The sequence below is a fragment of the Paenibacillus sinensis genome (genome assembly GCF_019904155.1).
GTDB classification, from domain to species: Bacteria; Bacillota; Bacilli; order Paenibacillales; family Paenibacillaceae; genus Paenibacillus_AQ; species Paenibacillus_AQ sinensis.
On the sequence record NZ_JAHCMB010000241.1, the window covers coordinates 41418 to 55904 of the forward strand.

The following is a 14487-nucleotide window of genomic DNA, read 5'->3' on the forward strand; positions in this document are numbered from 1 at the left end:
TTGTAACTACAATGGTTACAGATTGAATCGTTATTTAGCCTTGAACTTGAATGGAGGAGAACATGATGAAAATCGGATTAACGGGAGCGACCGGCCATTTGGGCCGTTTTGTGGTAGAGGCCTTGCTGAAGAAGGTTCCGGCTGAGCAAATCGTCGTCAGCGTGCGTCAGCCGGAGAAAGCGGCAAACCTTAAAGAACGCGGAGTAGAGGTGCGGCACGGGGACTTCGACAGCCCTGAGACGCTGTCTTCGGCATTCGCTGGTCTCGACCGGCTGCTGATCATATCGGCCGACGGCGATACCGAGACCCGCCTCCGCCAGCATAAGGATGCTATCAACGCGGCGAAGGCTGCGGGCGTAGGTTTCATCGCTTACACAAGCGCGCCGAAAGCGGATGAGAGCAGCCTGTTCCTGGCCGAGGTGCACCGTTTCACGGAAGGCGTCATCCGCGAGAGCGGCATTCCTTACTCGTTCCTGCGGAACAACTGGTATCTGGAGAATGAGGCCGGCTCCATTCTGGCGGCCAAGGCCGGGGCACCATGGGTGACCTCCGCAGGTTCCGGCCGCGCCGGCTGGGCGCTGCGCCGTGACTACGCCGAAGCCGCTGCAGCCGTTCTGGCCGGCGAGGGCCATGAGAACACCATCTACGAGCTCGGCGGCAAGCTGCTGACCCAGGAAGAGCTGGCCAGCATCGTCGCAGGCGTGCTGGGCAAGGAAATCCCGGTTCAGCAGGTGGATGACAGCACCTATGCCGAGATCATGAAAGGAGCGGGCGTTCCGGAACCGGCGCTTCCTATCGTGGTCGGCATTCAGCAGGGCATCCGTGAAGGCACGCTTGAAGTCGCGAGCGGCGATCTGGAGAAGCTGCTGGGCCATCCGGCTACTCCGCTGGAAGAAGGAATCCGCGCTTTGCTGGGCTAAGGCTTAGCAGTACAGATGAAGGAGCGGACATAGAGATAGTATAAGAAAGTGAAGAGGCCGCCGCCGGAATGATCCGGAGGCGGCCTTCTTTGTGCGGAAGACATCAATCATTGAGCTTTTGCATGAAGTGATAATTTCTGTCTATATGCAGGTTATTCTGGTACATGGATAAGAACAGCGTTTACAATAAGAGTAAAAGAACGCCCGGACGAAAGGAGTAGCTAGCTTCGGCTCAAGCCGTCCTTTGTATCTGCTATAGCGGGCCCTGCCGGGGTAGGGGAGCAATCCCGGCTGGACTGTGGAACGCAGCATCGTATGCCCGGGGTGGACCGGACACCTGCTGCCTGGGAAAGGACAGACCTATGTAACTCGGTCCACGGCGGGCGAATCAGATATAGAAAGCTGGGGAATGTTTGGTGAAATATTCGATTGGGGAGTTCGCCTCGCTTCTCGGGGTGACGGCGGATACCCTGAGACTGTACGAGAAGCATGAAATCGTCCGCCCGCTGAAGGACCGGAGCAACAACTACCGGTTCTTCGGCGATCTCGATGCCCGTGATCTGCTGATGAGCCGCTGGTACCGGAGTATGCACATCCCCTTGCCTGAAGTGAAGGAACTGTTGAGCGGCAACTGCCGGGGCCGGGTTATGGACAAAATTACGGAAGCCGAAGCCCAACTGGAGGAAGAGATTCGCCAGAAGACGCTGCTGCTGGAGCGAATCAGCGGCATTGCCCGCGATCTCGGGAGACTGGACGACTCCTTGTATTCCTGCAGCGTTATCCGGCTTCCGGGCATGTACCGGCTCCGCCAGACCCAAGGGGACCGGCTGGTTCAGAAAGACTCGTTGAAATCGATCGCGCCAATATGGATGGAGCTGCTGCCGTATGTGTTCTATTCCTTCCGTATGGAAACCGGCAGCCTTGCCGGTGAGAAGAGGGGCCCGGAATACAGCTGGGGCCTGACCTTGCTGGAGGAAGATATTCCGAAGCTCGGCATCGAAATCCGGGACGGCGAGGACGTGGAATACTGGCCGCCGGAGGAATGCATCAGCTCGGTCATCCTGAGCCCGCATGAGAAATATCTGGAGCCGGAGGCGTACCGGTTCATGCTGGATTACGCGGCCGAACACGGCCTGTCGGCCTCGGGCGACGTCCGTGGCTCCATTCTGCTGACCGAGCGGTTCGAAGAAGGCTGGCGGACCTATCTCAAGATTCACATTCCGGTACATGCGCTAAGTGAACAGGATTGAGAATATTTTCACAATTCCTTCATTGACCTTGGTGCTGCACCAATGCTTATACTTCTGCCTGAATACGTCATCACACACTGGGGGAGTAAGGCAATGCGCAAGCTGCAAGCAGGTAAATGGAAAATTGGATTGTTATGTGCCTCGCTGATCCTGCCTCTTCTGGCCGGATGCAGCGGAGATTCATCCGAGCCGGCGGCATCGGCGAAGCCCAAGGCTTCAGCCGCAGCGGCGGAACCCGCCGCATCGGAGACGGCGAGCGTTCCGTCCTCGTTCAAGGCAGGGACCTATGCGGCTAAAGCCGAAGGGAAAGACGGCGAGCTGGAGGTCAAGGTGGCGCTGGACGATCAGTCGAAGATCACGGATATTCAAGTTGCATCGAATGAAACCGAGGGTATCGGGAAGACGGCGATTGAGACGTTGAAGAAGGAGATCATCGACAACCAGTCTTTGTCGGTCGATGCGGTCAGCGGCGCCTCCGAGACGAGTTCAGCCATGGTTGCGGCTGTCGAGGATGCCCTCAAGCAGGCGGGCAGTGACGTGGGGAGCTTCAAATCCCGGGAGATTCAAAAGGCCGGAGAGGGCAAGACCGAGAAGCTGACCGCCGATGTTGCCGTTGTGGGAGCCGGAGCATCCGGCGTGTCGGCGGCCGTGTCGGCAGCCGATAAAGGCGCGAAGGTCATCATTATCGAGAAGACGGCGACAATCGGTGGCGCGAGCAATTTGTCGTGGGCAGGTAAGTTTTACAACTCGTCAGCGGCTCTGGAGAACGGGGTTAAAGTCAACGTGGAGAAGGAGATTACCGACTGGATTCGAGGCAATCACTGGCGGGTCGATGCGGCGGACCTCCGCCAGTACGTCACCAAATCGGGCGAGACGTACGATTGGCTGGCCGAGAAGGGCTACAAGACAACCTTCCTGAACTTCTTCGGCGAACAGCTGCATGTGCTGCCGGCTTATGAGACCCGTCAGGCTACGCTGCGCAAGATGCTGGCGGCCTCGGTTGAGGCCCACGGCGGGCAGGTGCTGACGGAGACGACCGGCAAGAAGCTCATAACGGACGGAAGCGGTGCGGTGACCGGCGTTGTCGCCGAGAAAGCGGACGGAACCGTGCTGGAAGTTTCGGCGAAGAGCGTCGTGATCGCTACCGGCGGTTATGCGGGTAACAAGGAAATGGTTAAGGAGAACTTCGGGTTTGAAGGAATCAACGGCGGATTGGGCCAAAATATCGGCGAAGGTCTGCGGATGGCCTGGGACGCGGGAGCCAGGGTTCCGGATAATTTCGGCGGACAGATGCTCCACCAGACGCTGGCTCGGGCGACTGAAAATCTGAAGAAGCAGTATGAGCCGTTTCAGGCGAGCTATCCGCTGATGCTGTCCTATCTGCCTAACTTCATGAATGTCGGTCCGTCGGGCGCGCGGTTCCGCGATGAGGCGGCGACCCTGGAGGCGGTGGCGGCCGCGAACACCAGCGCCTTTAACGGCGCGTATCACCTGGTAATCGTATCACAAGCGCAGATTGACGCGCTGACCGCGAAAGGGATGAACGGCGTGAAGGCGCCGAGCCTGCCGGCCATGCCGCCGGAGTTCTACGCATCGTTCACCGACCAGTTCAAGCTGGATACTCCTTGGAAGGATGCCGGCAAGGTGCTGGATGCGATGGTTGCGAACGGCGACGGCTATAAGGGAAATACACCGGAGGAGCTGGCGAAGAATGCAGGCATGGACGTGGCGGTATTCACCGAAGCGTTCAACAGCTACCAGAATGCCATCAAGACCGGGGTGGACACCGAATTCGGCAAGGACAAGAAATACCTGATCCCGATGGGCGATCAAGGTCCGTATTATGCTATCATCGCCGAGATCAACAACCTGGGTTCGGTGGGCGGCCTAATCGTCAACACGAAATTCCAGGTGCTGGGCGATAAAAAGGTTCCGGTCAAGGGGCTGTACGCCGTAGGACTGGAATCCGAAGGCGTGCTGTTCAACGATACCTATGTCGGCAACGGCGTAGGCATCGGGTACTCCTTCACCTCCGGACGGCTTGGCGGGGAAGATGCCGCGACAAGCGCACTGGCGCAATAGCAGCGGCGGCCTGCCCAGGCCGAAGATTACCAGCAGTGTCCGCCCTGAACGGCGCGGGCACTGCTTTTTTGCTAGAAACAGGCATAACAGAAAAGACAGGAGTGAAGAGGTGTGATAGAAGCAAGGGGTCTGGGGATGTGCGGATCTGGGATGTGGGATATCCGGGTATGGTATAGTGGAAGCAAGACCCGGGCGATTATCGCCGGATAGGAGCGAAAGAATGTCCGACCAATTAAGAGAGGAAATCCGAAACAAGATTGTGAACGGCGACTTTCACTGCGAGAAAGAACTTACCCTTTCGGTGATTAGCGGCAAGTGGAAAGTGGTTATTCTATGGCATTTGGGCGTGGAAGGACCGCATCGCTTCAGCGATCTGCAGAGGCTTTTTCCAAAAATTTCACATAAAATTCTGACCCAGCAGCTTCGCGAGCTTATGGAGGACGGCATCGTTCACCGGGAGGTCTACCCCGATATTCCGCCGAAGGTGGAGTATTCCATGACAGAGCTCGGGATGACGCTGCTGCCGATCGTCGAAATGATGTACGACTGGGGCAAAATGCGGATCGGGATGATCCGGAGCGAGCTGAATCCTGAATCAGCCGTTGAGGAAGAGAACAAAGATTGCCGGGATCAGGTGAAATGCGGCAGTCAGGCGCAGGGATAGGGTGGGGGATTTGACCCGGAAGAGAGCAGGGGCGGTAACCTTTTGGTAACCTCTGCACGAAAAAGTGCATTCTTCCCGGTTCAAGGCGGCGGCGTTAGAATGGGACCATACACCGAATTTGTGGAGGAGAGATACCCATGTCGAAACAAGCGCTGCTTATTATTCCGCCGGACCGCTTCAATGAAGATGAGCTGTTCCATCCGAAAGCCGAGCTGGAGCAGGCCGGAATCACCGTAACGGTGGCAAGCACCAAGACCGGCGAAATTACCGGAGACAACCAGGGCAAGGTGGTAGCCGAAGCCGTATTCTCTGATCTGCCAGCTGGGAACTACGACGTTGTGGCGGTAATCGGCGGATCGGGAACGATCGATTATCTGTGGGGCGACGAGAAGCTTCAGCACTATGTAAAAGAGGCTTACAACCAGAATATTCTGGTCGCCGGCATTTGCGCGGGTTCCGTTGCTGTGGTGAAGACTGGGCTGCTCAAGGGCCGTCAGGCCACCTGCTACCCGGTCGATGTCATGATCGATCAGCTGAAGGCGAACGATGTGAACTACGTGGTTCAGCATGTCGTTGCGCACGACGATATCATCACAAGCGACGGCCCGGAAGGCGCCCGTGCGTTCGGCCAAGCGCTGGTCGAAGCGCTCAGTGCTAAGGCGAATGCCTGATTACGATAATGGATAGCGGTTTGAACAAGGGACGGCTCGAAGGGCTCGAGGCCGTCTTTTTTCATGCCATTTTACCGGCTATGACATTTACCATTCTCTGCTCACAGGGAAAGAACCGGGCTGGACGGAAGGTTCAAGATTTATGTCCGGCATGTCAGGGCTGGGCTCCTTTTTTCGTATATAGTTGACCATCATCATGCGAATGATATCGCGCGCCGGGAGCCGCGGGTGCTCGTGGTGTGAAGGAACTCTTACCGGCCTCGCGCATGCATAATCGGGTTTCATTTTAGGCCATCCTACACAGGAGAAACCAGTACAAGCAAGTACAAAGGAGAGGTTCTTATTTATGAAACATTATGAGTCGAGCATGCGCACGAACAGCACCGTCGATCAGGCCGAGGATGCGGTGGTCAAGCTGCATAACGCCGTTACCCAGGCCATGAGCCATCCCACCGAGCAAATGACGCAGCAGGCCGAGAACAGTCTGGCCCATGCGGAAGAGGCGGTCAAGCATGCGCCGGAGGGCTCGGTCCAGGGACATGGCGTGGAGTTTGCAGAAGAGATGCTGGCCGATGAGAAAAAACGGTTGTCACTGGTAGACAAGAAGCTGCGCTGATTGCGGCGGCGGTTTGCGGCCGGATATATCGGCTGGCAGCCCGAGAGGTAGGCAATCCGGCACTTTGACAGGTGACAATCCGACATCTGACAGCCCGGCAGCCCGACCACCAGATGCAGGCAACCCGGCGCCCGCATCCGTTAGCAGCCCGGCACCTCAGCGGGATGATTGGCTGCCATAGTTTCGCGCTCACGTTCTTTTTGCCGGAAGGACTTTCTTCTCCCTCTTTTTTAGGGTATATAGAGAATAAAAAGGAGGGGCTAACGCATGGAGGAGACAAGGACTCAGGGGGCAAGGCTGGAGACGCCGGAAGAGCTTCGCGAGGCGCTGCAGGAAATCAGGCAGTGGGAGAAGGAACAGAAGCAGCTTATGATTTGGGAACGATTCACCCGGCTGCCCTTCAAAATCCTCGACAAGCTCACGCCCCGAGTCGTTCATGAAGCGCTCGGGAAACTGCTGGACGAGATAGGCGGCTTCATCCAGAACGGCGGCAATTATCTGGTTGCCGGCCGCAGGGTGGGTGAACTGGTCGCAGAGGCCAGCCGCGAGAATGGAGGAACGGGAGCGGGACCGTATCCTCTGGCTGTTATGGACGAAACGGCGCAGTGGCTGTCCAAGAGCCGGAGCAATTTCGCCATGGCGCAGGGCGCCACGACAGGCATCGGCGGATTGTTCACGCTGGCGGCCGATATTCCGGCCGTGATCGGGCTCTCGCTGAAGGCTATACAGGAGATCGGACTCTGCTATGGCTACAATCCGCTGGACAAGGAGGAACGCATCTTCGCCGTCAAGGTGATGCAGGTCGCCTCCGCCGAAACGGCCTCCCGGCAAGCGATTTTGGCGGAGCTGGACATGGAGATGGGCGAAGGCGGAGAGCTGGGCGGCGGCGAAGGAGCCGCTGTGTCGAAAATCCAGGGATGGCGGGAGGTCATCGCCTCCTACCGGGACAGCTGGAGCTCGAAGAAGCTGCTTCAGGCCGTTCCCGTCGCCGGCATGTTCTTCGGCGCCTTTACGAATCGCGAAATGCTGAAGGGAGTATCGGAGACGGCCATGATGCTCTACCGCAAGCGGCGAATTCTCGCCAGACTGGCGGAGAAGGAACCTTCAGCCTAAGGTCTACTGCGTCGGGGGATGCTCTAAGCTGTACTTGGGATTGAAGTGAATCAGTCGTTGAACCAAGTGCGTTGGACCGAGCGCCTTGAATGAGGTGCTTGCAAGAATGCCACGGAACGAATTTTGCATTTGGCCCGGATCGCGAGATGGACAAGCGATCCGGGTCTTCTTTTTACATATAAATGAATAATGGTTAAGCCGCCCGCGTATGAACCGCCGGCTGGGCTCCTGCATAGTGTATAGCAGCATTTGGCACTTGAAGGGGGCTTTGCGGTATGGACATCACGTTATCGGCGATCCATTACGTATACTTGGCGTTTATTGTCTTTATTATGGCGCTGCTGATCCGGCGGCGTGACACCACAATGATCTGTGTGGCGGGAATTTTCTGCCTCGGCCTCATCGCGACGGAGACGCTCGGCGGCTCGGTATCCGGGATCTTCAACTCCTTCGTCTATGCGACCAAGGAGCTGATGGGCACGATCATGATCATCTCCATCATCGTGGCGATGAGCCGGGTGCTGGGCGTCACCGGCATTAACGAGACGATGGTGTCGCCGCTGACCCGGTTTCTTCGCACACCGGCCATGGCGTATTGGGGCATCGGGATCATTATGCTGATCTCCTCCCTCTTTTTCTGGCCTTCGCCGGCGGTTGCCCTGATCGGCGCCGTCCTGCTGCCCGCGGCCCTCCGGGTCGGTCTGCCGGCTCTCGGCGCAGCCATGGCCATGAATCTGTTCGGCCACGGCATCGCCCTCTCCGGCGACTATATCATCCAGGGCGCGCCGAAGCTGACGGCCGACGCCGCCGGGCTCCCGGTCGGCAGCGTCATGGAAGCGAGCGTGCCGCTCGTCATCGTCATGGGCGCGGTGACGACGATCACCGCCTTCTGGATGATGCGGCGGGATCTGAAGAACGGAACCTTCCGGGACGGATTGGTTCCGGCAGCACAGACGGGCGACCTGCTCGGCACATCGCCCGAAGCCGCCTCCGTGAAGGCCATCCTCGGCCCGCGAACCCGGAGAACGCTGGCGGCGGTGATTCCCTCCCTCTTTTTGGGCGATGTAATCGCCATGGTCGTGCTGAATCTTCAGGGCGGGGACGCGACCGCCCTGATCGGCGGCACGGCGGTGCTCATCCTGATCTTCGTCACCCTGCTTGCGCATCGCAATCAAGGACTGGAGCAGGTCACTTCTTATCTCATCGATGGCTTCGGTTTCGGCTTCAAGGTATTCGGTCCCGTTATTCCGATTGCCGCCTTCTTCTATCTTGGCGATTCCGCCCTCACCGAGCTGTTCGGGAAGCAGGTGCTTCCCGGCGCTTCGCACGGCATCGTCAACGATCTCGGCGTTGCCCTCGCGAACGCCGTGCCGCTGAACGGCAGTGTCGGCGCTGTTACCCTCGCGGTTGTCGGCGCCATTACCGGCCTCGACGGCTCAGGGTTCTCCGGCATTTCGCTCGCCGGCTCTATCGCCCATCTCTTCGCCACCGCCATCGGCTCCGGCGCGGCGACGCTCACTGCGCTCGGCCAGGTCGCCGCCATCTGGGTCGGCGGCGGCACGCTCATTCCGTGGGCGCTCATTCCCGCGGCTGCCATCTGCGGCGTCAGCCCCTTCGAGCTGGCCCGCCGCAATCTGAAGCCTGTTCTCATCGGTCTTGCCGTCACGACCGTCTTCGCCATGTTCCTCATTTAGCGACTTTTCCATCGCCATACACCGGCGGCGTTCTCCGAGAGGCGACGCTATCCGACACCCTTCGTCATATGATAGTTCTTTTCAGTACTACTAAATTCGCCATCATTTTTAAGGCTTCCTCTGCGTTTTGGGGCGGCCTTTTTGTATATAATAGAGAAGAATGCAATACTTGCCGCGGTTCTATAAGCGGCCGTGCCATTATTTCATACAGAAGAGGCGGATGTCAGATGCTGGCGATTTCAGAGTACAGTGTGGATAAGATCCGGGACCCGTTCGGCATTATTTCCGGGACCCGTTATGAATTTATGATCAAGCTGGATGTTCCTGAGGATGATGAGCTCTATTCGGAGAACGGCGTCAGCGTGCGGGCCGTTGTGAAGAAAGAAGGCGGAACGGTCAGCGTCGTGACTTACGATGTGATGGAGACGACGACCCAGAAGCTGATGGATTTTGATCTGGAGGATGACGAAGAGGAAGAGCTTGCGGCATTCTGCCGGGAGCATCTGCCGGAAGAGTAAGCCTGGATCAGACCCGAACCACCACAACTTGAATGGTAATTGAACACCAAGCAATCCCCCGGGATTTTGCATTCTGCCCCGGGGTATTTGGCATGTATGGGGGAACGGCAATCTGCCAAGGGGCATACGTTCACAGATCATTTTGCTGAGAAACTTATAAATATGTCATGTGTAATAGGCTCGGGCTATAAAGCTATTCATTACAAGTCTTGGACGGATAAAGGGTCTGGGGGTATAGTGGGGACAAATTCGAAGATGATCGGGGTGTCCTGATTGATTCAGACTGTTCTGTCCACACTATATGAAGTCATTGTGCCGCTCTCGATTCCCGTCCTCGCCGGAGCGCTGCTCAGCCGCTTTCAGAAGCTCGATACGAAGCCACTGCTGACGCTGTACCTGTACTTTCTGAGCCCTGCGATTATTCTGGATACGCTCGCGCATGCCGAGATTTCGTATGATGACATCTATTTGACGCTGGCGTTCGCGCTGCTCAATCTGCTCGTCCTCTGGGCGGCAGCTTCCGGGCTGGGCAGACTCTTGAAGTCTTCGGCAGCCGACCGGGCGGGGCTGACCCTGATCTCCGCATTGACCAACAGCGTCAATTACGGGCTGCCGCTCGTGCTGCTCGCTTTTGGCCAGGCGGGACTGGACAAAGCCTCCGTATACGTGATCTCGCAGATGATCATTGCCAACACGGTCGGGGTGTATTTCGCGGCCCGGTCTTCTTTTTCCATCCGCAGCGCCGTGAAGTCGGTCTTCTCGCTTCCCGCTATTTACGCCGCCATTCTGGCGCTAATCCTGCGGGGCTTCAATCTTCATCTTCCTGCGGAAGTAGAGAGGGGGGTAACGATGGCTGCTGGCGCCTACTCCCCGGTTGTTCTCGCCATACTGGGCGCCCAAATGATGAAGGTCGGAACGATGCCCGCCGTCAAGGAAGGGCAAACGGTATTCTGGACGGGTCTGGCCATGCGGATGGTAGGCGGTCCGCTGCTGGCGCTGGCTGTTCTTACGCTGCTCGGAATCACAGGCATGCTCCGTTCGGTGCTGTTTATTCTAGCCTCCATGCCGGTTGCGGTGAATGCCGTTGTGCTGGCCGAGCGCTTCGATGCCTCGCCTTCGCTTGTATCCAGGTGCATTATGTGGACGACGCTGGCTTCTTTTGCCGCCCTGCCGGTTCTCATCTCGGCAATTGGCGGTTGAGGATCAGAAGGGGATCGGAAATTGACATGAAACCAAATGGTTATATATAATGATATTGTGAAACCTAAAGGTGTTATAAAATTGATGTACAAGGAGATATCGAGTCCATGGATTTGAATAACGAGCAGAACCTGCCTGATGTCGTGCAGACGGTAACGATTGAAGCGCCGATTGAGAAGGTATGGAGCAAGGTATCAACCTCCGAGGGAATCGCCCAGTGGTTCATGCCAAATGATTTCAAGGCAGAGGTCGGACATGAGTTTCACCTTCAATCGCCGTTTGGGGCCTCACCCTGCAAAGTAACGGAAGTGAATCCGCCTTACGGGCTGTCCTTCAACTGGGACACAGAGGGCTGGACGGTTGCGTTCAAGCTGAAGGATCTGGGGGAACGGACGGAATTTACCCTGATCCACGGCGGCTGGAAGCGGCCGGACGAGCTGGTCGGCAAGGCGAACGAGAAGGCTTCGGTTATCCGCGACCGGATGGCCGGCGGCTGGGTTGCCATTGTGCAGGAACGCTTGAAGAAAGCGGTCGAAGCCTAAGATGGAGGCGGCGGAGAAGCATGATGTGTTCCAGGCGATTGCCGATCCGACCCGCAGGCAGGTGCTGATGCTCCTCGCCGAGCAAGAACGGCCTATTTCCGACATCGCGGCCCATTTTCCCGTCAGCCGGACCGCCATCGTGAAGCATCTGCATGTGCTAACCGAGGCGGAATTGGTCAGCGGCCGCAGGGTCGGCCGGGAGAAGCTGTATCGTCTTCAGCCAGGTCCGCTGGAAGAGATCCGGGAATGGCTCGCTTACTACGAGCGTTTCTGGAGCAACAAGCTGTCTATTCTGAAGCACATCTCCGAGAACGAACCGTAACAAGAAGCCGGCAGCCGCACGCGGGAAGCGTGATGGCGCCGGCTTTTTGCCCGGAAAAGGGTACTCAGGATGTGTGCGGTCCTCTATTCAAAAGGATAGGTAATTCCCCACTGCTCTCTGACCCGGCTCATGATCTCCATCACGTCAAGCGACAGGCCGAGCGTATTGTTTCTTCCCGTGCGGATGGCTTCCTCCATATCCCGAATCTCATAATTCAGCGCCAGATCGGTATCTCCGTCCAGGATCAGGTCCTGGGTTCCGTCCAGATATTGGACAATCGCTTGGGAAGCGCGGGGGAAGTTATCGACGGTAATGAAGCCATTCTCCCCGGCGACAATGCCTCGCTTCGGCATCTTGGCCCGCATGGTCAGGGAGATGACGGCCATTTCATCGGCCGAATTCTTGAGCAGAATGCCAGATTGCTCGTCGACGCCGGTCTCGAAAGGCTTGCAGGTGGTAAGCACCTCATTAGGCTGACGCGACAGAAAGAATCTTGCGAAAGATAATGCATAGGTGCCGATGTCGAGCAGCGCCCCGCCAGCAAGCTCCTTGCTGAAGAAACGGTTGTTCACGTCATATTCTTTATGGCTGCCGAAGGATACCTGGATCATCTTCAGCGGTCCGATTTTGCCCTCTTCGACGATCTGCCGCAGCTTCGCATACAGGGGCATGTGGTAAATCGTCATCGCTTCAGCCACAACCAGACCGTTCGCCTTGGCGAGCGAGGCGATTTCACGGAGCTGGCCGATATTGACGGTTATCGCTTTTTCCGCAAGCACATGCTTGCCCTGCCGCAAGCTCTCTATAATATATTCATAGTGGCTGCTGTGCGGAGTGGAGATATAGACAGCGTCGATTCCGGAATCCCGCAGCATTTTGCGGTAATCTCCATAAGCTCCGGCGGCGCCGTATTCCTCGGCGAAGCTCTTCGCTTTCTCCAGGGAACGCGAGCTCACTGCATTCAGCGTCCCGCCGGTCCCCTTCATGGCCTGAGCGAACTCCTGCGCAATAGCGCCCGGGCCGATAAGGCCCCATTTGATACCGCTCATTGTAACTCCCCCTCCGTGATCGGATATTTCGACAGCCAGGAGATCCCGTCTTCGGCTGCGATCAGCACATCGGTTACTTCTTCGGTGAATAGCGAGGTCTCCACAACCCCGGGAATGGATTTAAGCTGCAGCTGCAGCTCGCTGATATTGTCTACATCGCTGAAAAAAATATCCAGCAGCGGATTGCCGTCCTCGGTGGCCGTGTATCCGTCCTTGGCTTCGCTGCGGCGAAGAACTGCTCTGCCGCCAAGTCTGGCGGCTTCGGCTTCCGTATAGGCGAGCGCGTCCTCCAGTACCTCCAGCACGACCGGCTTCCGGAAGGTCAGCCGGCTCACGACTTTGCCTGCGTCGGCCAGCAGCATGTAGCGTTCCGCCATCCGGGCAACAAGTTTCTCCCTCGTATGAATGCCTCCGCCGCTCTTGAGGGCATTGAAATCCTCGTCAACTTCATCGCATCCGTCAAAAGCGACAGCCAGCTTGCTGACAGAGCCGGTATGCGGCACTGTCAGGCCATTCTGCAAGCACAGCATCCGGGTCTTGAAGGATGGGGTGACCACCTTGACGTTGATGCCGCTCTCCTTAATATAGCTGATCAGATAAGAAACGGTGCTTCCGCCCCCAAGCCCGATTATGGTTCCGTCTTCGATAAAAGTGAGCGCCGCTTTGGCGCATGCCTGCTTCAGTTCGTCGTCTTTCATCCGTTTCGCTCCTTCCGCATTGATCATCAGCACAAATGTGCACTATAATAATTAATGTGCTAAATCGGCGCCTAAAGCATATAACTGTGGGGTCCGCCTGTCAAATGCAGTCTGCCCTGGAGAGAGATCGCGAAGGAGAGCTTGGTATGGATGCAAAGCCCGATCGAAAGCTGCTGGTTACCATTGCGCAGATGTATTATGAAGACAATATGACTCAGAATGAAATCGCCCAGAAGCTGGGCATTTACCGCACGACCATCAGCCGTCTGCTGAAGAGAGTACGCGAAGAGGGCATCGTCAAGATTACTATTAATTATGAGGATGGCGGGACTTCCGGGCTTGAGCGGCATCTGAAGGAACGATTCAGCCTCAAGGAAGCCGTAGTGGTGCCGGCGTCCGTCAGCGATGCCGGTGCAAGAGTGCGTGCGCTGGGGGAAGCGTGCGGGCAATGGGTAGCGCGGCTCGCGCGCAAAGACGAAGTGATCGGGTTCTCCTGGGGAAGCGCCATGTCCATGGTAGCCTCCAGCTTGCCCTATGCGGGCAGGCCGTTCGTTACCTTCGTGCCGATGGTTGGAGGGCCGGCGGGTACGCTTGACAGTGAATACCATGTCAACACGATCTGCTATCAGGCTGCTTCGAGGTGGGGGGCCAGGTCGAGAATGATTGATCTGCCTGCTGTCTCGGAGCGGGAGGAGCTGCGGGAGCATTGGGCTGGGTCCAGGCATTACCGGGAAATATCCGGGCTGTGGGACCGTCTGGGCATAGCTGTATTCGGAATCGGAGCCTTGCGGCAGCGGGGCAGGAAAGAGTGGCAAGCGTTCTACGGCGAGGAAGTGATCAGGGAGCTTGTGGATGGCCGGGCGACAGGCGATATCTGTTCCCGTTTTTTCGATCAGGAAGGCCAGCGGGTGCGTACGGTTCTGGATGACAGACTGCTGACGATTACACCGGAGCAGCTGAGCCGGGCCAGATATACAATAGGTGTTGCCGAATCGTCCGAGAAGGCGGACGGAATCCTCGGGGCCCTGCGCAGCGGGTGGATGAATATGTTCGTAACGACGGAAGAGACGGCACAGATGATTCTGGATATGGAGAACGTCTGATGATGTAGAAGAATAAAACAGCGGCAGCCTTTGACGATAAGAGGA

Annotated in this window: 15 protein-coding genes; 13 read left to right on the top strand and 2 right to left on the bottom strand. The window is 57.2% G+C overall.

Translation table 11 applies throughout. From position 1 onward, the window contains the following. Positions 1-65 precede the first annotated feature (65 nt). The 12 genes from KIH86_RS28790 to KIH86_RS28845 all read left to right on the top strand — a co-directional run bounded on the left by KIH86_RS28790 (position 66) and on the right by KIH86_RS28845 (position 11592). Positions 66-920, top strand: a complete 855-nt coding sequence (locus KIH86_RS28790; protein ID WP_223081477.1) for an SDR family oxidoreductase — start codon at positions 66-68, stop codon at positions 918-920. A gap of 416 nt (positions 921-1336) precedes the next feature. Continuing rightward, positions 1337-2170, top strand: coding sequence for a MerR family transcriptional regulator (locus KIH86_RS28795; RefSeq protein WP_223081476.1), 834 nt, complete (start codon positions 1337-1339; stop codon positions 2168-2170). 93 nt (positions 2171-2263) lie between these two features. Further along, positions 2264-4252, top strand: a complete 1989-nt coding sequence (locus tag KIH86_RS28800; RefSeq protein ID WP_223081475.1) for an FAD-dependent oxidoreductase — start codon at positions 2264-2266, stop codon at positions 4250-4252. 220 nt (positions 4253-4472) lie between these two features. Then, a complete protein-coding gene (locus KIH86_RS28805) occupies positions 4473-4916 on the top strand; it encodes a winged helix-turn-helix transcriptional regulator (RefSeq protein ID WP_223081474.1) in 444 nt (147 codons plus the stop codon). 137 nt (positions 4917-5053) lie between these two features. Continuing rightward, positions 5054-5587 (top strand): DJ-1/PfpI family protein, encoded by a 534-nt coding sequence (locus tag KIH86_RS28810; RefSeq protein WP_223081473.1) that lies wholly within the window; start codon positions 5054-5056, stop codon positions 5585-5587. A gap of 346 nt (positions 5588-5933) precedes the next feature. Then, on the top strand, positions 5934-6203 hold the full coding sequence (locus KIH86_RS28815; RefSeq protein WP_223081472.1) for a hypothetical protein: 270 nt from the start codon (positions 5934-5936) through the stop codon (positions 6201-6203). Between the two features lie 267 nt (positions 6204-6470). Then, positions 6471-7316: an EcsC family protein gene (locus tag KIH86_RS28820; RefSeq protein ID WP_223081471.1), complete on the top strand. Its 846-nt coding sequence runs from the start codon at positions 6471-6473 to the stop codon at positions 7314-7316. 275 nt (positions 7317-7591) lie between these two features. Next, positions 7592-9010, top strand: a complete 1419-nt coding sequence (locus tag KIH86_RS28825) for a hypothetical protein (protein ID WP_223081470.1) — start codon at positions 7592-7594, stop codon at positions 9008-9010. Positions 9011-9237: 227 nt separating this feature from the next. Beyond that, positions 9238-9528, top strand: coding sequence for a DUF6509 family protein (locus KIH86_RS28830; protein WP_223081469.1), 291 nt, complete (start codon positions 9238-9240; stop codon positions 9526-9528). Positions 9529-9801: 273 nt separating this feature from the next. Further along, positions 9802-10728 (top strand): AEC family transporter, encoded by a 927-nt coding sequence (locus KIH86_RS28835; protein WP_223081468.1) that lies wholly within the window; start codon positions 9802-9804, stop codon positions 10726-10728. 107 nt (positions 10729-10835) lie between these two features. Continuing rightward, positions 10836-11270 (top strand): SRPBCC family protein, encoded by a 435-nt coding sequence (locus KIH86_RS28840; RefSeq protein ID WP_223081467.1) that lies wholly within the window; start codon positions 10836-10838, stop codon positions 11268-11270. A 1-nt stretch (position 11271) separates the two neighbouring features. Beyond that, entirely contained in the window at positions 11272-11592 is a 321-nt protein-coding gene (locus tag KIH86_RS28845; protein ID WP_223081466.1) for an ArsR/SmtB family transcription factor, read from the top strand. Positions 11593-11675: 83 nt separating this feature from the next. Here the strand turns inward: KIH86_RS28845 and KIH86_RS28850 are convergent, their stop codons facing one another. Further along, on the bottom strand, positions 11676-12641 hold the full coding sequence (locus KIH86_RS28850) for a Gfo/Idh/MocA family protein (RefSeq protein WP_223081465.1): 966 nt from the start codon (positions 12639-12641) through the stop codon (positions 11676-11678). Then, positions 12638-13339: a ribose 5-phosphate isomerase A gene (gene rpiA, locus KIH86_RS28855; protein WP_223081464.1), complete on the bottom strand. Its 702-nt coding sequence runs from the start codon at positions 13337-13339 to the stop codon at positions 12638-12640. Before rpiA ends, KIH86_RS28850 begins: the two co-directional genes overlap by 4 nt. Before the next feature lie 146 nt (positions 13340-13485). Here rpiA and KIH86_RS28860 point away from each other — a divergent pair, with 146 nt between their 5' ends. After that, entirely contained in the window at positions 13486-14442 is a 957-nt protein-coding gene (locus tag KIH86_RS28860) for a sugar-binding transcriptional regulator (protein WP_223081463.1), read from the top strand. Positions 14443-14487 lie beyond the last annotated feature (45 nt).